The sequence below is a fragment of the Mucilaginibacter sp. genome, assembly GCF_025359345.1.
GTDB lineage: Bacteria > Bacteroidota > Bacteroidia > Sphingobacteriales > Sphingobacteriaceae > Mucilaginibacter.
In genome coordinates, this window is record NZ_JANYGQ010000025.1 from 16,021 (window position 1) to 36,577 (window position 20,557).

Below are 20,557 nucleotides of genomic sequence, written 5' to 3' on the forward strand. Positions count from 1 at the left end.
AAAAAAGTTATAAAAAAAGCCCTACCGTTTGTGGGCAAGGCTTTTGTGAATGGGTAGTTGAAAATTATATCGATTTTTATTTACCGTTTAACCGGCTCATCATTTTGCTCTTCATTTCCTGTTCAAAGTCCTGGTATTGTTTGTATTGCTCTGTTGTGAAAACTTGTTTTAGTTCGGCGTCTTTTTGTTTTTGTAGCGACATCGCCTCTTTCATTTTTTTCATGCGTCCGTCGCTGCCTTTAATTATTGGCTCAAACTTATGTGCGTATTTTAAATTAATGGCCTGTACTTTTAAAACCTGGTTGGTGTCAAGTTTTAATTTGCTCTTCATCATACCGGTTTGCATTTGCGCCCGTTGCTCTGGCGTGGCATTCTTTAAGTCGCCAGGGTTGGCTTGCGCATGTAAAATCCCCGTGGCAAATGTGCTTATTGCGACAAAAAACAATGTGATATAAATTTCTCTAATCTTTTTCATGTGGCTTTTTTTAGGGGTTTACGACCATTGAATATTATAAGTTACACCGCTATTTAAAACTATGGTAGCTTTTTTGTTGCCAAGGAAGGTTACAATGCCGTTAAAGATGAAAGTTTTACCGGAAGTTGATGTGGCTGCAATAGTTACAGTAGCCGTTCCCGACACAATTTGCTGGGTAGTTTTATCGACAGCAATATTGCTGGATGTGATTTTTATATTGCTGGTGAAGGTGTACTGTCGTGCAATTTTAGAGGTTGTTGTACCGGTACGGGTATAAGTTGAAGAGAAAAGATATTGCGACGAAGCGGGAGGCAGCCCGGTAAGCGTAAACGCACCCTGGCTGTTATCTTTTGATGATAACCGCGTCCCATCATAGCTGCCGGTACCTGTGAAGTTAAAAGTTAGTTGGCTGGGTATAATTCCATTACAGGTAAGCATGTAATTCCAGTTCAAATTGTAACTGTACGAAGGGGAAGCCCCGGCTGCACTCGATTTGATAATAGTCGAATCTTTGGATACCCCGCACGATAGTACAACTGTCTTTTCAATAGTGGTCGAAGTGCTTAGCTGGGCCGTCATTCCACCGGTTTCTGGCGTTACGGCATCTGTGGTTAACTCCGCGGCATCGGCTTCTGTCACTGTCGCGGCAGTTGTGCTGGTACTGTCTTTTTTACATGACGCTACAGTAAAAGTTAGACCTGCGGCTATCAATACCGTAAACAGTAGTTTTGTGTTGATGATTTTCTTTTTCATGATTTTAATTGTTTAGTTATTTATGTTGATCTGATATTTTAATTGTTAAACGGGCATTGTTGGCGACGGTTTAAGCACTTATGGTGAACCGTCCAATTCGGGGGGTGAACTAACTTTTAAGCTTCATTTTTCCGGTAAACAGGTCGGTAAAGCCTTTAAAGACCAGCTTAAACGGGTTGTAACCCATCGAACCCGTAGTAAGGCCATAATTCACTTTTTCGGTTTCGGGCTGGTAGGTTTTAAATAGCTTATCCCAGGTAATAAGTACGCCACCAAAATTCTTGTCGATATAGAGCGGGTTACTCCCATGGTGCACACGGTGAGCTGATGGGGTGTCAATTATGCCTTCCAGCCAGCCTATTTTGTCAACTGCTTCGGTGTGCAGAAAAAACTGGTAAACGAGGTTAAGCGCATAAGAAATTACAATAAAATCGGCGGGCATACCCATCAGGGCAGCGGGGATAAAAAACAGCGGACTGATAATCGCCGACAGCCAGTTTAAACGATACGCCGCAGTTAAGTTCATGTGCATTGCGGAGTGGTGCACCATATGAAAGGCCCACAAAGGTTTCCATATGTGCGACAACCGGTGGAACCAATAGTAAATAAAATCAGTCGTTATGAATGTGAGTAAAAATACCCAGGCGTTGTTGGGGAAGGTAAACGGCGCTATTTCTGTAAAAAATCCAAGCACGGCCAGTTGATATCCTGTAAATAAAACCTTGGACAAGTGAAAACCGGTTAGTACAGCCAGGTTCGAAAATGTCTCTTTTATCTCGTATGCCTTTTTATCGTTTCGCCAGCTCCAGGCTATTTCAGCCAGGATAAGCACTAATAAAATCCCAAGTATCCAAAATCTGTAAGGGCCAACTGTATGTTTCATTTTTTTTTTTTTTTAAGTCAGTTTGCGCTCAACTTCCACCACGACAGTTGAGTGGATTTGTTGAACGATGTAAAATTGACTCAAAAAAATAGCAGGGTTGGCGATAAACCAGGCGAGGCTGTCAATACCGCAGGTGAAGCTGCTAGTTATTCATCCAGACCTTGAATTCGGGGACGCGGGCTTTGCTGATGATGATATTTTCAGGAGGGGCAGGCTTGATTTTTACCGACAATCTGCCGTTAAAATAAAAATCGACTTCGGTAATTTGTTTGCGATTGATGATGAACTGGCGGTTTGCCCTGAAGAACGCGGCCGGGTCGAGCTGCTTTTCCAGTTGCTCCATCGTAAAATCGATAACATATTGACGCGCATCGTCGGTTTGTGCGTAAACGAGTTCGTTTGCGGTATAAAACCAGGCGATTTTTGCGGTTTCGACAGGAATAAGTTTATCTCTGAAATGAACCAGGAACGATTTTTTATAGGATTTGGAAGCCTCGTTTAATTGTTCCATCAGCTGTGAAAGATTAATCGCTCCGGCGTCCGAAAGTGCACTGCCTAACAGGTTTTTAAATTTATTGAGCGCTTGCTCAACTTCCTGCTGGTCGAAAGGTTTCAATATATAATCAATCCCATTGTTCTTGAAGGCTTGTATAGCGTAATTGTTATAGGCCGTCACGAATATTACAGGCTTTGACAGGCTAACGCGTTTAAAAATGTCAAATGACAAACCGTCGGCCAGCCGGATGTCCATAAAAATAAGGTCGTAATTGTTATTGTTTAACAAGAACCAGTTTACGGAGTCGTCAACGCCCGTCAAAATAGCCATTATTTGCACCGATTCGTCAATTGATTGCAGCATAAAAGCGAGGTTACGGGCTGTTGCCGGTTCATCTTCAATTATCACTAATCTCAATTGCTTCATAACTTTAATGGTAATTTAATGATGAAATTTTCTGTGGTCTTTTCAATTAATAACTCCTGTTGCATTAATATTCTATATCGGCTGGCTAAATTAACAAGCCCGATGCCAGTACCGCTTTCCGGGTTAGCCAAAACCTGTAAATTATTACTTATCACCAGCATGCTATCTTCAATAAATATTTGGACGGCAAGTGGACTTGATAGAGTTACTGAATTATGTTTGGCCGCATTTTCAACCAGGGGTTGTAAGCTTAAATGGGGGATTTTCTCACCGAGGAATTTTCCGTTTACATTGATATTTAGTTTAAACGCATCCTCGAATCGCATGATAAGTAGCTGTTCGTACGAGCGTACCATTTTTAGTTCTTCCTCAATGGTAGCCATTTGACCGCCGGATTGAGTTAACGCATACCTGAATATCTTAGACAAATGATTAATAAAATGCTGCGCTTTCACCGGATCTTCACGTACAACACCCGATAGTGTGCTTAATGAATTAAACAGGAAATGCGGATTTAGCTGCTCTTTTAACAATTCAAGCTCAGCTTCCAGGTACGCCGTTTTGAGCTGTTCATTTTCCGAATCCTTTTGTTTGCTTTCGCGGAGTAATAGCACGATTTTTATGATAATGGCAGCGAGCATACCGCTTAAAAAATATCTTGATATATAGCCCGACCAATAAATTTGAGGAAGTTGATGACTTAAAAATAACCGGTGCTGTATTGCCCCCGCAAAAATGCAACAGGTTAGTACCAAAACAAGATTCAAAAAAAGCGCAATGATATATCGTTTTTGGCTGCGATAATTGAAGAACGTATTGTTACGATGAAGATTTAGATGGAATAGCAGATAGCAAAAAAACAGATTAAGCGCCACCTGTAAAATAAGCTCGGCAAGGTTGAAACGCCAGTAGTGGGCAACAATACCGTTCTCGCGCAGGGCAAGCAACCGCGGGCTGCTAACCAACAATGCAATTAAAAGCGAACTGTACCAACAAATCCGTTTTTCGGTTTTATCCATCAGGTAAATTTAACGGCTTAAAGTACAAGTTATAAAAATATGCGGATGAAGCTGCAAAATTGAGGGGCGAACGAATAAAAAAAGGGCAACCCGCAATCCGGATTACCCTTTGTATTAAAATCTATATCCTTTAGTTTTGAGGCTCGTCAGCAGGGGTACTTACAACTTTGTAAACCCTGTTCCCACCTGTATCGGTTGTTTCCTGGTAATAAACATCGTCTGGCGATACATATAATGTTTGGCCGTTAACATGTATGGTTCTTGAACCTTGTGGCAAATCGTTGTAAATATCGCCTGTTTTAGGTAGCGGGGCACCCTGGCCGTTATCACCCTGATCTTGTCCACCCTGAACATTGGTTTCAAGCTGACCGTCTTTACCTGCAATAACGTACACCTGCGAACCATCGTCTTTTGTAACCGGCTGGTAATAAACACCATTCAATTCGTAGTATTGTTCGCCATTTATTGTAATGGCTTGTGCATTAGCAGGTAACTGGCTTATTTCTGCACCCAAAGGTGGTTCAACTACTGTATATTGGTTGTTTTCGTGTTGGTAGTAAAACCCATTGCTGTAATAGTATTGTGAATCGCCCCAATAGAAGGGATAATACCCGAAAGGTAAAAATCCTAAACTAAAACCAAGACGTGGATAATATAAGCTGGCATAAAAGCCGCTGTGATAAAAATATCCGCCGCGATAACCCCAATAACTGCGACCGCCCCAATAGCTTGGTCCGTAATAATGTCCGCGGCCATAGTAGCCTCCGCGATATCCGCCACGATTGTAGTAACCTCCGCGATATCCGCCACGCGCACCAACATAACCACGTGAACCGTTATAGCCACGAGCACCAACGTAACCGCGCGAACCATTGTAACCACGGTTACCGCTGAAGCCACGATTGCCATTTACGCCAACCCTGCCACCATTAAAACGATTGTAACTTTGTGTAGATGGGCGTGCACCGCTAAAGCCCGGCCTTTGGCCAAAACCGCCTGAGCGTGGGGGCGACACCGCTGAACGGTTGCCACCTGAGAAACTACGGCTTGAACCGCCGGAGAAGCCTGAACGACCGCCACCGCCCGAAAAACCACCGCCAACATGGCTACCGCCACCACCACCACCGAAGTGACCGCCACCGCCACCACCACCATGACTTCCGCCACCGCCGCTGCCGCCCCTGTGTTGTGCATTAGCCGGAAAAGCTAAAAACAAACACAATAGTCCGCTTAAGCTTGTGGATACTAAATATTTTAATGCCTTTTTCATAATTGATATTAATTGAAACAGTTTTTTGATGCTGTTTTTGTTTATAGACTCCTAATTTTACAAACGGTTTAACGCATGTATAATTATTTTATTTCAACAATTATGCCCGCATTGATTTTATAGTTTTTTTTAAGTTTATTTTGACAAGCCCCGTACAAAACTGCTAATGTTTATATATTAGCGCCGGCTGGTAAACAATGCCCTGGCCTAAAATTAAGCAAATAAATATGACTATTAAGGACACTAACTCATTGAACCAGGTTGCCGAGTTTCACTCAACCTTTAAACATCCGATTATAGCACAGCCTGCGATACCGTCAAAGGAACGTTGCACCTTGCGAATCTCCCTGCTTGCCGAAGAACTTAAGGAATTACAACAGGCTGTGGATGACAATGATTTGGTTGAAGTTGCCGATGCGCTTTGCGATCTACAATATGTATTGTCTGGCGCAATACTGGAGTTTGGCCTGGCAGAAAAATTTAAAGAATTGTTTGATGAAGTACACCGCTCAAACATGAGTAAAGCCTGTCAGACTGTTGAAGAAGCCGAAAAAACTATCAATCATTATAAATCTACGGCTGATACCGACTCGTACCATAAAGAAATTGATGGTCTGTTTTTAGTTTACCGTACTGCGGATGATAAGACGCTAAAATCCGTTAACTATTCGCCGGCATCGCTAAAGGCGATTTTGGATAAGTAGAATTTGAGATTAATGCTGTATGAGTAAGAATCGGAAAGATAAGGATGATTTGCCGAAGGGGAAGCCTCCTGTCGGCGGTCGAACGCGCGGGTCAAAGCCGGTAACAGCCCCCAAACCCGCTCCCCGTAAGCCATCGCAAAAAAAGCAAATTCAGCCGAAAGCAAATCATCCGGTAATTACTACCGAACCCGCGAATACTCAAAACCCATCAACCGAAACTGCAATGGAAGTACATCATCACCCGCAACTTGAGCACAAGCATAAACCCTGGAAAGAGTACCTGCTGGAAGGCTTCATGATATTTATTGCAGTAATGATGGGTTTTATTGCCGAAAATGTAAGGGAAAATATCACCAACGGCGAACATGCAGAGCAACTAACCTCGCAGTTGGCGCAGGATTTAAGAGCTGATATAACGCAGTTAGACCAGATTTACCAGGGCGAAACGCAGATAGTAAAGAGCAACGATACGTTACTCAACCTGCTGCAGCAACCATTGAAGCCGGCAAATGCGCAAAGAATATTGTGGTTTGTAGCAAGGTCGCATAGTTTATGGCCATTTCATCCTTCTACTGGTACAATCTCGGCCATTAAAAGCGAGGTGCACCTGAAACAGTTTTCAAACTCAAAAATAATAAGTCACATCGCTGCTTATGAAGGTCATACCGAGCTTCTGCATACTGTGCAGGACATCACCCTACAATATCAACGCAATTATCTTGAACCGTTTTTACGGCAACATTTTATGGCAGCCGATATAGACATGGTATTTCAACGCCTACCTGTAGAAACAGCGGAAACTCGTAACTTAACACAGGAAAACTTAACCCAACTCGCGGCGGATATGGTATTGATAAGGATAAACACCAATGAACTGCTGGAAGATAACCGGAAAGCAAGGAACGATGCCCAAGCGCTTCTTCAATATATAACTAAACAATATAACCTCGACGACAAATGAAAAAGTTAGGCGTATACCTGTTGTTATTACTAACTTCGTTTAGTTTTTTTTCAGTTACACCGGACGTAAAAAGCTGGACGGCGATTGGTGATTCGATTACCTATCTGAACGATCACCTTGATGAAACCGGCAACCGGGTTACCAAAGGTTATTTGACCCGGGTAACCGAACAATTACCAAACATCAAATACAATAACTAGGGCCATAACGGCTGGAGCATAGTTGGCATAGCCAGGGAAATTGAAAAACTAGGCCTCCAGAAGTCGGATATCTACACCGTATTTTTAGGAACAAATGACTGGGGACAGGGCCTGCCGTTAGGTACTTTTGACGATTACAGAAACAATACCGGGTTGAAAACGTCCTGCGGTGCTTACAGGATAATAATTGATAAAATAAAAAGCCTTAACCCCAACGCCCGGATTATATTGGTAACGCCGATGCAGCGTGAAGATTTTGTTTACATCGCTGATAAACATAACAATGCCACAGGTTCATACGCAGCAAAAAATGGACAATGGCTGTCGCAGTTTGCCGACGCTGTAAAACAGATAGGGGAGTACGAGCATGTGAAAGTAATTGATCTTTATTACAAAAGAGGCTTGAAATTAAGCAACATGGTGAAGTTTAAGCGGCTAAAAGATCCGCAAACAGGTGAATATAAAAATTTCAGCTACCCCGATTTTCAAGGTATACCTTTTAATCCCGATACGGATGAGTACCCTTACCCAGTGGAGGCAATCGATAACACTTTCGACGGCTTGCACCCATCTGATAAAGGAAACCAGGTTATTGCCGATATGTTGGTTAGCGCGCTAAAAAAGCAATAAATTGTAGTAGGGCATATTACGCGCCGGCAAAGCGTTCCATTTTTGCACGCGGAACACCCCGAACGCTATGGAACATGCTGATTATGAGTGTTTTTACCTTTTGCTTAAATGTAAATAATTGACAATCAACTGTTATGCGATTTGCGTCTTTTTAATGCGGAACAGTTTACGCTAAAAATACCGGTCTTTTTTGCTTGTACATATAGACAGTAAAATCGTTCGGATCATAGTCTTGTATCAATTTTACTTCCGGGCAGATTGATGAACAATAGCTAGTAATCTGCTCCGGAGTGTAGGCAACCAGCAGCCCGTTGGGGACGATGTAATTCAATAAGTTAAATGCAAAACCATAATTGCAGGCTGCGTACAATTTATCAATCGCCTTAAAAATAAAATCCGGGTCGGTACTTCGGTAGTTTAGTGAGCCGCTTGCAAAGACGTAATCGACAGCCGGTAGCAAGGTTGTAGTAAAATTACCCTGGATAAAGTTTGCTGCGGGTGAGTGTCCATGGCGTACAATGGCTTCTTTTAAAAGCTCTGGAATTTGCTCCAAGCCTGCATAAGTAAAATCCTTATAACTAGCTGAAAGATATGGAAGAAAGTCGCCATAGCCGCAACCGGCATCAAGTACAGAGCAATTACCCAAATCGCCGATGCCTGCAAGAGCTTTAAAACGGATTTGCTGGCTTTCAATATCCTTCCATCCCAAAGCAAAACTGCTTTGGCGGCCATGAGTGTTTATCATCCACCGGTGGTAATTGAAAATGGCAACAGAATCGGTAAGTGAACTCATTAATCGCCGGCAATACCCAGTGCTTGCGCCAGGCGCCTGGATGCCGCATCAAAGCTCACATTTTCAATCCACATTACAAACTCCACCGGACCGCCTTCTTTGCCGCACCCGAAACATTTGAAAACGTTTTTTTCGGGAGAAACCATAAATGAATCTGATTGATCGGCATGAAAAGGGCAGTTGCCTCTTAATGCTTTTCGGCCTTCGCGGAGTACAATGTGTTTAGAAATAATTGCAGCAAGGTCGGCCTTTGACTGGATAAGCGATAGTGACATACGGCCACAAAACTAACCATCGGCAGGGGGCTAGCCAAGGCCGTTTCGGGAATGTTGAAAATTTAGAGTTTGTTGGCAATTCAATATCAAATTTTGGCCTTTAAATTGTATACAATTGTTTATGAAGAAAACAGTACTGGTGATAGAGGACGAACCTATCATTGCCGAGATGATGAGTATATTATTGGAAGAAGACGGTTATAATGTTACGAGCCTTGCTGATACGGTAAGGGCGCGCCAGAAACTGCATGCCAATGAGGTTGACCTGGTTATGCTCGACCTGGGTTTGAAAGGGGAGGACGGAGGATCGATGTGTGCCTACATTAAAGGGCAGGATGACCTGAAACATATACCCGTAATACTGGTGTCGGGCAACGTCGACCTTGAAAAAATAAAACATGAATGTGGCGCCGACGACCATATTGCAAAACCGTTCGACCTTGACCATTTTATGGGGAAAGTGCAGCGGTATTCGGCCGTGGTTAATTAATAAAACTAGAATTCATCAGCAGTGCTGCGGCTGTCTGCGTAAGGCGAACCGGAGAATGTTATGGCGCTACTGTAAGGGTGAACAACAAATGTCCATTCGGAAGTTTCATTGTTTTTTGAGTCACCAGGTCCTCACAACCAAAGGTATAAGTTATATCCAGCAACACCCGGAAACTTCCCGTTGCCGTAATGCTGTCATATTTTATGCGGTCGACAGTCATTCTATTAACCTCCGGCGCACCGTTATGCCTGAATTCACGTGCTATCGAGCTTTTCAATAACTCATAAGCCCTATTTCCGGGGCGAAACAAATCGGCAAAAAGGCTTTCCAGATTGTTGGCGATATCTTCTGTTTTAATTTCGAAACTCTCCATATAATAGTTGAGCAAAATACTCAAATATTGCCGGGATTCAATGGTGGTTCTTCCGGTGGTGTATTGTACGGCGGAAATTCATCAGGCACTATCTGCGGGTCTTCGGTTGGTACATCCGGCTCGCTTGGGTCTGATGGCCGTTTAATTTCCGGCGTTTCTTTAGGAACCGGCATTTCGGGTTGTTCGTTTGGAAATGTATCGTGTTGCTTCCCCATTTTATTTAATTTTATATTCAATTAACCCGTTTACCAGTTTTTGCCACTGTGCGCCCGACAATCCAACGCGGGCCATAAGGGCAATTGCCGTGTTTCGAATCTTGTCATGCAGGTCCACATCCTGGTTATTTGGCGTTTCGTTGCGTCCGTGGGCGCCCGCACTAACAGTCCTGCCGTCCCGCCTTATGATGAAAGTACTTGTTGATACGTCGGTAAAAAAATGTGCTATCTCTAAATCTGCTTTTTTTGGATCAGGAACCGGCCGCACTGTCATGGTCAAATATTCTTCTGCTGTTTCACTGCTGCCGTCTGCCGCCAGTTTCTCAATCATTACCCATTCCAGCCCGTCGCCGGCATCCGGTCCTGGTCCTGGCAGATCAATGCTGATGTAAAATCCTTCGGCTGCAAATCCGGACAATTCGTTACCCTGGTTATTACTAAGGGTGAATTTTGCTGTTCCTTCACCAGCATATTCGTGCCAATTATTAACGCTAAGCAAGCGTCCTGCTGCAGCTCTAAACTCCTTATTTGCTGACGTTAAATCGTCGAATGTCTTTTCGTGCGTAAAATCGGTTTGCCTGCCCGTTTCCTGGGCGGGTAATTGCGCTGCCGGCTGTTCCATAATCTTCTTTTTTAAGGATAACCCGTTGTTGGCATTCTTGTTTTAGGTTTATATTTGCCCTATGAAAAAAATCCTTCTGCTTTCGCTTTTAATTTTGAACGCCGGGTTTTATGCAAGTGCTCAGACACCAGGTTATAAGGTTTATGCCATTAAATTTGCCGGCACCTCGTACCCATTTACAGCAGCCGACTGGTCTAAAGGCGGCCCCAAGACTGATAGTGTTAAAATTAATTTTATGGTATGGCTGGTAAAAGGCAATGGCAGGAATATTTTGGTAGATGCAGGTTTTCTGAACGATATTGAAGACGCAAAAGAATTTAAAGTAATTAATTATACACGCCCGGATAGTGCAGTAGCAAAACTCGGGCTAAAGCCGGGAGACATCACAGATATAATTTTCAGCCACCCACATTGGGATCACATAGATGGCGTCGGGTTGTTTCCCAATGCTCACATTTGGATACAAAAAGAAGATTTTAATTATTTTGTAAGCACCGCGTGGCAAAAAGGGCAAAACAACGGTGGCTTCAACAAACGGGACGTCCGAACGATGGTGGACCTGAATATAGCAGGCAGGGTAACGCTGGTTGACGGTGATGATAAGGAGATTATTCCCGGAATTAAGGTTTTTACAGGCTCGAGGCATACTTTTAATTCTCAATATGTGCTGGTTAACACAGGTGTCAATAATATAGTTCTCGCATCCGATAATATCTGGATTTATTATAGCCTCGACCACATGGTGCCTGCTTCGGACGGTGGCACGCTCGATCCTGCAGGCTATGTAAAAGCTATGCAACGGATGAAAACCATGGTAAAAGATGTGAAATACATCATCCCGGGGCACGACGCAAAGGTGTTTTTGAAATTTCCGGCGGTAGCCGATGGAGTAGCGGAAATTAAGTAATGTCAAAGGAAGCAATAAGCAGGAATAAATAAAGGACGGGATTTTATAGCTAAGTGTACGTTTTTTGATAACTTAGAAAATGAAACGCACAATAACACTACTTGCCATTGCGGTGCTGGCAATTACAAATGCATTTGCCCAGCAATTTGTAAAAATTGAAACCGCACAAGGTAGTTGCATCGTTAAACTTTACGATAAGACGCCGGTACACCGTGATAATTTTATCAGGCTGGTGAAAGGCCATTATTTTGATGCAACTACGTTTAACCGGATACTGAAGGGCTTTGTTATACAGGGCGGCGACCCCGATTCTCTGTACAATAAAGGAAAAAAGCTAAACCCGGAACAAAAATGGATAAAACCTGAATTCAATACTGCGCTGTATCATAAAAGAGGTGTATTAGCCATGGGCAGGGACAATAATGCCGCCAAAGAATCCTTTACCACCCAGATTTATTTTGTCGACGGCAAAACATGGACCGATGCTCAGCTCGATGCCACTGAACAGAAGCTGAATATTAAATTTACCGATGCCCAGCGGACCGCCTATAAAACCATTGGCGGCACCCCATTTCTCGACCAAAATTATACCGTTTTTGGCGAAATTGTAAAAGGAATAGATTGGATCGATAAAGTAACTGCCCTAAAGGTTAATAAGGACGGGAACCCGGACAGCGAAGTTTGGATGAAGGTGAGGGTTTTAACGCCGAAAGAGGTGAAGGATGAATTGAGATAATTCCGGGCTTGATAATCCTGGCATTCTCATAAATCATGTCACGCTTTTTTTACATCATTTTGGGCTGCTTAATAATTTGTTAATACCAAAATACGGTTTGAGTTGATTGCGCGCTTTTACTTTTGAAGCCAAAAGAAAAGTACATACATCAACTTACATGAAAGCAAAATTAGACCTAAAACGCAAGGGGAATTTCAATATATCTTTAGCAAATCGTAAAATAAGGACGATCGCAAGTTCCATCTGTTTTGTATTACTGGTGATTGCAACCGTTTGTACAAGTGGTGTTGCCTTGGCACAGACGGGGCACGTTAATCCATGGGCACCTGCGGAACTTGCCCCGTTGCCACCGCCGGCCAGCCTAACAAACGGGGTATGGTTAAAGGGCGACCTGCACGTACATTCGCGGCATAGCAAAGAGTCGTCCAATAATCCAGTTGCAAAAATCATCTCTTTTTCAAAATCTGTAGGTATCAATTTCCTGGCAATCACCGATCACGACAATCATGTAGACGGTGATGTTGCGCACCATACCTGGGCCGACCCCGATTTTAAATCGGACTCCGTATTGCTTTTATACGCTGCCGAATGGACAACTACACGCGGTCACGGCAATGCCTTTTCGGCCAGGCCATATGATCACCAGCGGCTGTATGATGTACGCGATCAGCGCGACGTAGTGGTTGGTGCAGTGAAGAAGGAACTTGGCATTCACCTTTCGGCTAATCATCCCAGCGGGAAAGACCATTTTGGGTACTCTTATGACATGATTGAATCCATCGAAGTTTGGAACTCTGCAGTATGGTCAAAAAATGCCAATGCCATTATGATTTGGGACGATATGCTTTCTTCAGGGCGCAAACTAACCGGCAGGGGTGGAAGTGATGCACACCATGGCACGCCGGAAACACCAGCACAGGAAACAAAGAATAGCTACCAGGCGAAGGCGAATTATGTGGGTACCCCAACCACCTGGGTATTTGCGACTGCAAGAACTACACAGGCGGTAATAGACGCATTGACAAACGGCAGGGTTTCAATAAGCGCAAACCCCTATGCGCCCCGCGTAGAATTTTATGCCGACATTAACCAGGACGGCAAAATGGACATGATGATGGGTGACAACGTTAAAGCCACAGGCAAACCTGTTAAATTTCGTGTTCAGCTAAGCGGAAATACCGTTCCCGACGGCGAGTATACTATCAGCATTGTAAAAAACGGCGACCCGTTTAGTACCCTTAAAACAACGGGTAAAATACTTATTGTTGAATTTATCGACACGCCGGCAACAATTGGCCGCACTTATTATCGTGTAGCAGTTGAGGGGCCGCCCACAGTATATCCGCAGGTTCCCGGGTCAATGGCGCTGAGCGGCAATATGGTGGGCTTGTCGAACCCTATCTATTTTAATTTTGATCCTAACTTTTAAAGTTAGTTCGATATAAGAACTGGTACTAATAAATCCACATCGTTTTACTTAACGGCTTGCGTTTCGCCTCACCTAAATCCTCTCCAAAGGAGAGGACTTGAGCTTCGCTCGTCGGAAATTCCTTTTCAGAACCCTCTCCTTTGGAGAGGGCAGGGTGAGGCGACGACCAGCTATTGTGGTGTCGCACGCAATTCAAAGCATCGTGTTCTTATATCGAATTCACGCAACTTTTAATATCCCTGGCGGGATTTAAACGATAATACCATACCGATCTGGCATTTCAATAATCGATTTTGAAATGAATTCAGCAGAAATTTCTTTTGTAACCCCATTTTTACCACTTTTGAAAACAAAGATCGGGCGTGCAATCAAATCTGAAATTTGATTTTAGCGTTTTAATATTCATGGGCAGCATTTTTCAAGAGATAAAAAAACTGGGTGAAATACCTTCGTATTCCAAGCATGACAGGTTAGTCCAGGGCATTATTAATGCCATCGACGAAAAGATAGTCACCCAGGAAGAAATGCTTCCTACCGTGAATACCATGATGAAAGAGCTCGGGTTTTCGCGGGAAACCATCATCAGGGGCTATAAAGAGCTGATCGAGCGGGGTATTGTGGTATCCAAAAACCGGCAGGGGTACTTTGTTGGCGCGGGTAGTACAGACAGGATCATGAACGTAGCTTTGCTGATGTACAATCTTGACACCTTTGAGGAGCAATTCTATCGGAACTTCCGGCATGAGATCGGCCCGAACATTAGCCTCAATACTTATTTCCATCATGGCGACATAGAAATATTCGAAACTATTTTATCGCAGATAAAGGGCAAGTACGGGATGTATGTTATTGCGCCTATACCTCATCCCAAAACCAAAGAATTGCTGGAAACTATCCCGCGAAACAAACTGTTGGTCTTTGACCGTTATGAGCCATTGGACGGCGCTTTTAACCATATAACACAAGAGTTTGCAAACTCATCCTACCAAATATTTTCAAAACTTGCGCCCAGGATACGAGATTTTGGTGAATTTATTTTTTATCATTCGCCAGCGTCGCTAGACCCTAAAGAGATTGTAGGATCATTTAAAAAATTTCTCAAAGATTTTAATATCAACGGTCGCATCGAAAAAGAATACATACCCGGTACTGTTGAGAAAGGCAAAGTATATTTCACCCTGGATAACTTTGCCCTTTGGCAAATAATGCGGGATTGCCTCAGCAAAAAGTTTGAACCGGGAAAAGACCTTGGCGTGCTTTCTTCAAACGATGAACCGGCGAAGGAAATTACAGGCATCACCACCTTCTCCGCAGATTTTGCTGAAATGGGTGTATTGGCCGGACGTGCTGTTTTGAAGAAACAGGATATACAGTTAACAGTTCCAATGCTTCTGTTCACCAGGGCTACGCTTTAAACATACATGGACTGGATAGTTATATCGAGCTTTTTGTTTTTTACTTGCTCGGCGGCCTTCCTTTCGTGGTATAAATCCCGGAGTAAAAAGCATATTACTTTAAATAGTTTTTTCCTTGCCGACCGGAACCTCGGTTTTTTGCTGGTGGGATGCGGCTTGCTTTTTACCAACATCAATACATCAACCATAATAGGCGAGAACGAACTGGTCTATACCCATAACATGACCGTAATGGCGTGGGGGATAACCTCAGTGTTTGCTATGCTGTTGGTGTCTGAATTCATTATGCCGATGTATATCCGCCTGGGCATTTCAACTACCCCCGATTTTCTTACTGCACGATACGGCCACAACGTAGGCAAGATAGTATCGATAATTTTTTTGGCAGGCTACGTAATTAACCTGCTGCCGTCGGTATTGTACAGCGGGGCGCTGGGCTTAAACGGGTTGTTTAATTTTTCAGGTGTACTTAAAACCGATTATGGCACTACCATCCTGATCCTGGTTTGGGCAATAGGGACAGTCGGCTGTGTATTCACTATCCTGGGCGGATTAAAAGCCACAACGATATGGGACACGTTCCTCGGCCTGGGCCTTTTCGCCGTGGGCCTGGTACTGCCCGTTTTTGGGCTTAAATACCTTGGGCACGGAAGCATACAACATGGTTTAAGTGTTTTATTAACAAACCATAAAGAACATTTCAACAGTATAGGTTCAGCAACTGACCCTATCCCGTTTGGTACTCTTTTTACCGGGATGTTACTGGTGAACCTTTATTACTGGGGGACAGAACAATACATTGTTCAGCAGGCGTTAGCATCAAAAGACCTCAAAACCTGCCAAAAGGGGATCGCAGTAGCCTGTTTGGGAAAACTAATCTCGCCGATATTTTTGAATATACCGGGACTTATCGCCGTACCCCTCTTCCTTCATATGCATAACACGGCAGAAGTATTTCCAATGCTCGACCGTTTGGTATCACCGCCAGTTATCTCGGGATTTATAGCCGCCATAATTTTCGGGGCTGCATTAACCACGTTTAACGCGGGTTTGAATAGTTCGAGCACACTATTTATACTGAATGTTTATAAACCATGGCTGGAAAAGCGGTTGCAACCGGTGACGGAGAAAAAAATGATCAGAACTGCCAAGCGCTTCGAGATAGTGGTTTGCCTAATTGCCGTGATGGTGGCGCCTCTAATTATTTTTGTTAAACATGGCTTTTATACTTATGTGCAAATGGTAAATGGTTTTTTTAATGTGCCTATTTTTACCATTATGTTTATTGGTTTGGTAACTAAAAGAGTGCCCGCCCTGGCAGCAAAAGTAGGGCTCACGTTTTTTATAGTTTCTTACGGATTAACGCAACTTGTGTTCGACCTCCATGTCCACTTCCTACACATCCTGGCCATCCTTTTCGTGCTGACCTGCGCCATCATGTTCGTAATCGGCAAATTCTATCCCATGCCGATACCTTATAACCACAAAACAAACAATTTAGTGAGCCTTGAGCCGTGGAAGAATCGCCATTTGTATGCTGGTATACTCATCTTGCTGATGATATTAATGTTTGTCGTCTTTTCCCCATTGGTTCTTGCTAAATAAAATTTGCACATATAAAAGTATTTACCTACTATTGTAAAGTAGACCAGAATAGACCAAGAAAAAAATATTTACTTTTTGTACTATAAACTAATGCGGGCAATTGAGAAAAACTGTGTTTTGTAGTAACGCGTGACCGGGAACCAGGATCAAACTGCTTACCGGTGTCAAGATGCTTTTAGCCGTGAGATAGCTGGAGGTTAGCTAATTAGTTTCCCCCTGTGTGGTACAGGGGGACTTTTTCGTGGCAGGAGCGTCACAAACCAGGATCTATAATAAAAACCGGGGATCAAAATTAGACAGGGGCGATACAAGTAATTCAATTCGTACACAATGATTTTACGTCGATACAAATTAGTTTTTTTTGCGCTGATATTTTACGGCTTTTCAGGTGCATGGGCACAAGTTAGCTTCACATCTTCGGACAAAGAACTTGAACGCGCTTTTGCCTGGGCCAAAGAAATGGCGCTGCATTATAAAGGGGCGGAAACAGACCCGGTTGGGCCTTGGTATGAAGCGGCGCTACCATCGCGGTATGCATTTTGCATGCGCGATGCCGCGCATCAAAGCATAGGTGCCGAAATACTGGGATTGAGCAGGGAAAACCGGAACATGTTTACATTGTTCGCCAAAAATATTTCTGCAGAAAAAAACTGGTGCTCGTACTGGGAAATCAACAAATGGGGAAAGCCTGCTCCTGCAGATTACAGGAATGATAAAGAATTCTGGTATAACTTACCCGCGAACTTTGACGTGCTTTTTGCAACCTGGCGACTATATCAATGGACCGGTAACAAACACTATATCAATGATCCGGCATTTATGCGTTTCCAGCAAAAAACTGTCGGGGAATACATTGACACTTGGGTGCTCACTGCCGATTCCCTGTTAAAAAGGCCTGCGCACCTTCATACCCCGATCCCGTATAACGGGAAAGATGATTTTCAAAGCTGCCGGGGGCTGCCGTCGTACTCGGAAGGCATACCAGATATGAAAACCGGTGTCGATCTGGTGGCTGCGCTTTACCGTGGGTTGCAAACCTATGCAGACATACTTGCGTCAAAAGGACAGTACAGTGAAGCGAAAATATACGCCGCGAAAGCAGAGCAATACAGGCAAGCGCTGGAAGCTGATTGGTGGAACAACAAAGAAGCCCGTTATTTTGCTTATTATGGCAGCGACGGCAAGTTCAGTAATGATAATCCGGGACCGTTTCTGCTTTGGTTTGATGCGTTGAGAGACACAGCAAGGGTCAGGGCCAACCTGGCACAAATTGCCGCTACAAACATCAATGTAGAAACCACTTCCTATTTACCCTTTCTTTTTTATAACAACGGTGATTGGGCCACGGCCCGGAAATACATCCTTTATCTTTCAGACCCCGCCACACCCAGGAGAGAATACCCCGAGGTTTCGTTCGGGGTAATCGAAGGCATTGTGCAGGGTTTAATGGGTATTGCCCCTGATGCCCAGGCCGGTACACTCAGTACTTTGTTTAAAACGACCAGCCGTGGAACCGCTTCTGTAAAGAATTTACCGGTATTGCAAACAACTGTCAACATCACTCATATTGACGACCATCACTCGGCCATCAAAAATTTAGGGCGCCGGTCTTTTAAATGGAAGGCTATCTTTACGGGGAATTATAAATATGCTGCTGTTAACAATGTGTTGCTGGCAACGACGCGGGAAACGGACAAACAAGGCAAAGCCATCAGTTGGGTACAGGTGGTTGTGAAGCCCGGCAGGCATGTAAAAATTGGCGTCAAACAATAATCAATTCTTAAACGATCAAGAAAAATTAATGAAAATCCTGAAAAAGAAAACTTTCCTCACGTTAATACTTTTAATTGTTAGGTTGACAGTATATAGTCAACAAACCACTTTACCCGAACAAAAAGACCGGTGGGCAATACAGCCAGACGGCAGTATCACGTGGAATATAACTAACAGGCTGCCACATGCGGACCATATCGAAATGTCCGGCGAAAAAGTTTCCCTTTGGGTTGGTTACCGTGTTGACAGCGCCGGTGTCACAAGCATAACCCGTAAGGTAGTATTTCCTACGTTCCGGATGCTGCCTGATGATACCAGGAGCCATATTGCTTATACCTTCCAGGATAATGAATTGCCGCGGATATACATTAATAACAAGCTCCTGAAATTTAAAATTTCACGGCGCGAACAAGGCGGCGATCTTGCATTCGTTGCCAAAAGCATTAATCATCATGGTGTGATGCGAATTATGGCAGAAACCGGAAAATCGGACCCGGTAAAAATCGAACGCACATTATTCCCTTCTGTAGATAAGCCGATGGCCATTGAAAAGTTTGTGTTTACCAATACAGGGAACAAACAGGTAACCGTATCCATGGAAAAATTGTATCGCGCAGTTACCACAGATACGCTCCGCAGTAAGTCATTGCCACATACTGTTGTGATGAAAACAGTGAATGATGGCAGCCGCGTTTTACAGCCCGGCCGGTCTGCTGTTTTTGCTGTGTGCTATTTCGCTACAGACCACCCCGAACAACCATTTCCGGTTGATCCCAGCGCGGAAGAGAATGAAAGGATTAAACGCATAGCCAAAATCCAGTCACCGTTACAATTGGAAACGCCGGACAGTATACTGAATACTGCCTTCGCTTTCGCCAAAATAAGGGCGACGGAAAGCATTTTTAAAACTAAACGGGGTTATCTCCACGGTCCTGGCGGGCTTGAGTATTATGCAGCGATATGGGCAAACGACCAGGCCGAGTACGTTAGCCCGTATTTTGCTTTTTCGGGGGATAGCATCGGCACCATGTCAGCAATGAATTGTTACCGGTTATTTGCCGGCTATATGAACCCGGAATACAATCCTTTGCCAAGTTCTGTTGTAGCAGAAGGAGATGCGATTTGGAAAGGGGCAGGGGACAGGGGCGACCAGGCTATGATAGCCTATGGTGCTTCGAGATTTGCACTTACCTATGGTAAAGCCGACTCAGCCAAAGCTTTATGGCCGCTCATCAGCTGGTGCCTGGAATATTGCCGCAGGCACATTAATGAACAGGGTGTAGTCGAATCGCAAAGCGACGAACTGGAAGGCAGGTTCCCTTCCGGCAAGGCCAACCTGTCGACCAACTGTTTATATTACGATGCCCTGGTTTCCGCGACCATGTTAGCCGGCCAATTGCAGCTACCCAAAAAGCAGGTTGAAGACTATAAGGCCCGCGCAATTGCGATTAAGCTTAACATCGAAAAGTATTTCGGAGCTAATGTAGCAGGCTTCGATACTTACAAGTATTATGAAACTAATAATACGCTGCGCGCATGGATCTGCGTACCCCTTGCAATGGGAATTTATGACCGCAGCAAGGGAACAATAGCCGCCCTGTTTTCCCCCCAGCTTTGGACCGCCGACGGTTTGGCGACCGAGGCCGGCGAAGAAACTTTTTGGGACAGGTCCACCCTGTACGCGCTTCGCGGTGTATTACAGGCCGGGGCTACCGACCAGGCGATGGACTTTCTTCACTACTACTCCCGCCGGAGGCTTTTGGGCGAACACGTTCCATACGCTGTTGAGGCCTACCCGGAAGGCAGTCAAAGACATCTTTCAGCTGAAAGCGGCTTGTATTGCAGGATATTTATTGAAGGCCTTTTCGGCATAAGGCCCACCGGGTTCAATAGTTTTAACTGTACGCCGCGGCTGCCCAAAAACTGGAAACAGATGACATTGAGCAATATCCATGCATTCGGGACAGTATTCGATGTGAAAATTGCAAAGGTGAACGGCGAAAAAGTAGCTGTTACAATAACAAAGGTGGGTATCGCACATACCCACATCATTAATGATGGAGAAACGGCTAACATTAAATTATAACCAAAAGCGAGTAACAATATC

The 20,557-nt window shown here is 44.0% G+C and carries 22 protein-coding genes and 1 pseudogene; 12 read left to right on the forward strand and 11 right to left on the reverse strand.

The window, feature by feature from the left end; translation table 11 throughout:
* Positions 1 to 76 precede the first annotated feature (76 nt).
* The 6 genes from Q0R52_RS15260 to Q0R52_RS15285 all read right to left on the reverse strand — a co-directional run bounded on the left by Q0R52_RS15260 (position 77) and on the right by Q0R52_RS15285 (position 5,322).
* Complete coding sequence (locus Q0R52_RS15260; protein ID WP_295795765.1) at positions 77 to 475, reverse strand: hypothetical protein; 399 nt, start codon at positions 473 to 475, stop codon at positions 77 to 79.
* A gap of 18 nt (positions 476 to 493) precedes the next feature.
* Positions 494 to 1,228, reverse strand: a complete 735-nt coding sequence (locus tag Q0R52_RS15265) for a hypothetical protein (RefSeq protein ID WP_295795766.1) — start codon at positions 1,226 to 1,228, stop codon at positions 494 to 496.
* A gap of 109 nt (positions 1,229 to 1,337) precedes the next feature.
* Positions 1,338 to 2,111: a sterol desaturase family protein gene (locus tag Q0R52_RS15270; RefSeq protein WP_295795767.1), complete on the reverse strand. Its 774-nt coding sequence runs from the start codon at positions 2,109 to 2,111 to the stop codon at positions 1,338 to 1,340.
* 142 nt (positions 2,112 to 2,253) lie between these two features.
* Positions 2,254 to 3,033 carry a LytTR family DNA-binding domain-containing protein gene (locus tag Q0R52_RS15275; RefSeq protein ID WP_295795768.1) on the reverse strand — a complete coding sequence of 260 codons (780 nt, stop codon included), beginning with the start codon at positions 3,031 to 3,033 and terminating at the stop codon, positions 2,254 to 2,256.
* A complete protein-coding gene (locus Q0R52_RS15280) occupies positions 3,030 to 4,052 on the reverse strand; it encodes a histidine kinase (protein ID WP_295795769.1) in 1,023 nt (340 codons plus the stop codon). The genes Q0R52_RS15275 and Q0R52_RS15280 overlap by 4 nt, the downstream gene beginning before the upstream one ends.
* Positions 4,053 to 4,182: 130 nt before the next feature.
* On the reverse strand, positions 4,183 to 5,322 hold the full coding sequence (locus Q0R52_RS15285; RefSeq protein ID WP_295795770.1) for a DUF6515 family protein: 1,140 nt from the start codon (positions 5,320 to 5,322) through the stop codon (positions 4,183 to 4,185).
* Between the two features lie 227 nt (positions 5,323 to 5,549).
* Here Q0R52_RS15285 and Q0R52_RS15290 point away from each other — a divergent pair, with 227 nt between their 5' ends.
* The 4 genes and pseudogenes from Q0R52_RS15290 to Q0R52_RS15305 form a co-directional block, all read left to right on the forward strand.
* Positions 5,550 to 6,026: a nucleoside triphosphate pyrophosphohydrolase family protein gene (locus Q0R52_RS15290; protein ID WP_295795771.1), complete on the forward strand. Its 477-nt coding sequence runs from the start codon at positions 5,550 to 5,552 to the stop codon at positions 6,024 to 6,026.
* Positions 6,027 to 6,045: 19 nt separating this feature from the next.
* Positions 6,046 to 6,987, forward strand: coding sequence for a hypothetical protein (locus tag Q0R52_RS15295; RefSeq protein WP_295795773.1), 942 nt, complete (start codon positions 6,046 to 6,048; stop codon positions 6,985 to 6,987).
* The gene (locus tag Q0R52_RS15300) at positions 6,984 to 7,187 is read left to right on the forward strand and encodes a hypothetical protein (RefSeq protein WP_295795775.1); all 204 of its coding nucleotides are present in this window, start codon (positions 6,984 to 6,986) and stop codon (positions 7,185 to 7,187) included. Before Q0R52_RS15295 ends, Q0R52_RS15300 begins: the two co-directional genes overlap by 4 nt.
* 12 nt (positions 7,188 to 7,199) lie before the next feature.
* Positions 7,200 to 7,817, forward strand: a pseudogene (locus tag Q0R52_RS15305) (SGNH/GDSL hydrolase family protein); the annotation flags it as partial.
* A 166-nt stretch (positions 7,818 to 7,983) separates the two neighbouring features.
* On the opposite strand, the gene Q0R52_RS15310 reads toward Q0R52_RS15305, so the two are convergent.
* Both Q0R52_RS15310 and Q0R52_RS15315 read right to left on the reverse strand, forming a co-directional pair.
* Positions 7,984 to 8,610: a class I SAM-dependent methyltransferase gene (locus Q0R52_RS15310; protein ID WP_295795776.1), complete on the reverse strand. Its 627-nt coding sequence runs from the start codon at positions 8,608 to 8,610 to the stop codon at positions 7,984 to 7,986.
* On the reverse strand, positions 8,610 to 8,885 hold the full coding sequence (locus tag Q0R52_RS15315) for a CHC2 zinc finger domain-containing protein (RefSeq protein WP_295795779.1): 276 nt from the start codon (positions 8,883 to 8,885) through the stop codon (positions 8,610 to 8,612). The genes Q0R52_RS15310 and Q0R52_RS15315 overlap by 1 nt, the downstream gene beginning before the upstream one ends.
* A 121-nt stretch (positions 8,886 to 9,006) precedes the next feature.
* Between Q0R52_RS15315 and Q0R52_RS15320 the strand changes: the two genes are divergently transcribed.
* Entirely contained in the window at positions 9,007 to 9,375 is a 369-nt protein-coding gene (locus Q0R52_RS15320) for a response regulator (RefSeq protein ID WP_295795781.1), read from the forward strand.
* A gap of 58 nt (positions 9,376 to 9,433) precedes the next feature.
* On the opposite strand, the gene Q0R52_RS15325 is transcribed toward Q0R52_RS15320, so the two are convergent.
* The 3 genes from Q0R52_RS15325 to Q0R52_RS15335 are packed head-to-tail and all read right to left on the reverse strand — an operon-like array spanning position 9,434 to position 10,585.
* Positions 9,434 to 9,748: a hypothetical protein gene (locus Q0R52_RS15325; protein WP_295795783.1), complete on the reverse strand. Its 315-nt coding sequence runs from the start codon at positions 9,746 to 9,748 to the stop codon at positions 9,434 to 9,436.
* Between the two features lie 20 nt (positions 9,749 to 9,768).
* Positions 9,769 to 9,963, reverse strand: coding sequence for a hypothetical protein (locus Q0R52_RS15330; RefSeq protein ID WP_295795784.1), 195 nt, complete (start codon positions 9,961 to 9,963; stop codon positions 9,769 to 9,771).
* Between the two features lies 1 nt (position 9,964).
* Entirely contained in the window at positions 9,965 to 10,585 is a 621-nt protein-coding gene (locus Q0R52_RS15335) for a hypothetical protein (protein ID WP_295795786.1), read from the reverse strand.
* A gap of 61 nt (positions 10,586 to 10,646) precedes the next feature.
* On the opposite strand from Q0R52_RS15335, the gene Q0R52_RS15340 reads away from it, so the two are divergent.
* The 7 genes from Q0R52_RS15340 (at position 10,647) to Q0R52_RS15370 (ending at position 20,536) form a co-directional block, all read left to right on the forward strand.
* Positions 10,647 to 11,492, forward strand: coding sequence for an N-acyl homoserine lactonase family protein (locus tag Q0R52_RS15340; RefSeq protein ID WP_295795787.1), 846 nt, complete (start codon positions 10,647 to 10,649; stop codon positions 11,490 to 11,492).
* A gap of 79 nt (positions 11,493 to 11,571) precedes the next feature.
* On the forward strand, positions 11,572 to 12,228 hold the full coding sequence (locus Q0R52_RS15345; protein WP_295795788.1) for a peptidylprolyl isomerase: 657 nt from the start codon (positions 11,572 to 11,574) through the stop codon (positions 12,226 to 12,228).
* 157 nt (positions 12,229 to 12,385) lie between these two features.
* Positions 12,386 to 13,657 (forward strand): CehA/McbA family metallohydrolase, encoded by a 1,272-nt coding sequence (locus Q0R52_RS15350; RefSeq protein ID WP_295795790.1) that lies wholly within the window; start codon positions 12,386 to 12,388, stop codon positions 13,655 to 13,657.
* 404 nt (positions 13,658 to 14,061) lie between these two features.
* Positions 14,062 to 15,072: a winged helix-turn-helix domain-containing protein gene (locus Q0R52_RS15355; RefSeq protein ID WP_295795792.1), complete on the forward strand. Its 1,011-nt coding sequence runs from the start codon at positions 14,062 to 14,064 to the stop codon at positions 15,070 to 15,072.
* Positions 15,073 to 15,078: 6 nt separating this feature from the next.
* Complete coding sequence (locus Q0R52_RS15360) at positions 15,079 to 16,677, forward strand: solute:sodium symporter family transporter (protein WP_295795795.1); 1,599 nt, start codon at positions 15,079 to 15,081, stop codon at positions 16,675 to 16,677.
* Between the two features lie 330 nt (positions 16,678 to 17,007).
* Positions 17,008 to 18,450 carry a hypothetical protein gene (locus tag Q0R52_RS15365; RefSeq protein WP_295795798.1) on the forward strand — a complete coding sequence of 481 codons (1,443 nt, stop codon included), beginning with the start codon at positions 17,008 to 17,010 and terminating at the stop codon, positions 18,448 to 18,450.
* Between the two features lie 28 nt (positions 18,451 to 18,478).
* Positions 18,479 to 20,536: a hypothetical protein gene (locus Q0R52_RS15370; protein WP_295795800.1), complete on the forward strand. Its 2,058-nt coding sequence runs from the start codon at positions 18,479 to 18,481 to the stop codon at positions 20,534 to 20,536.
* Positions 20,537 to 20,557 lie beyond the last annotated feature (21 nt).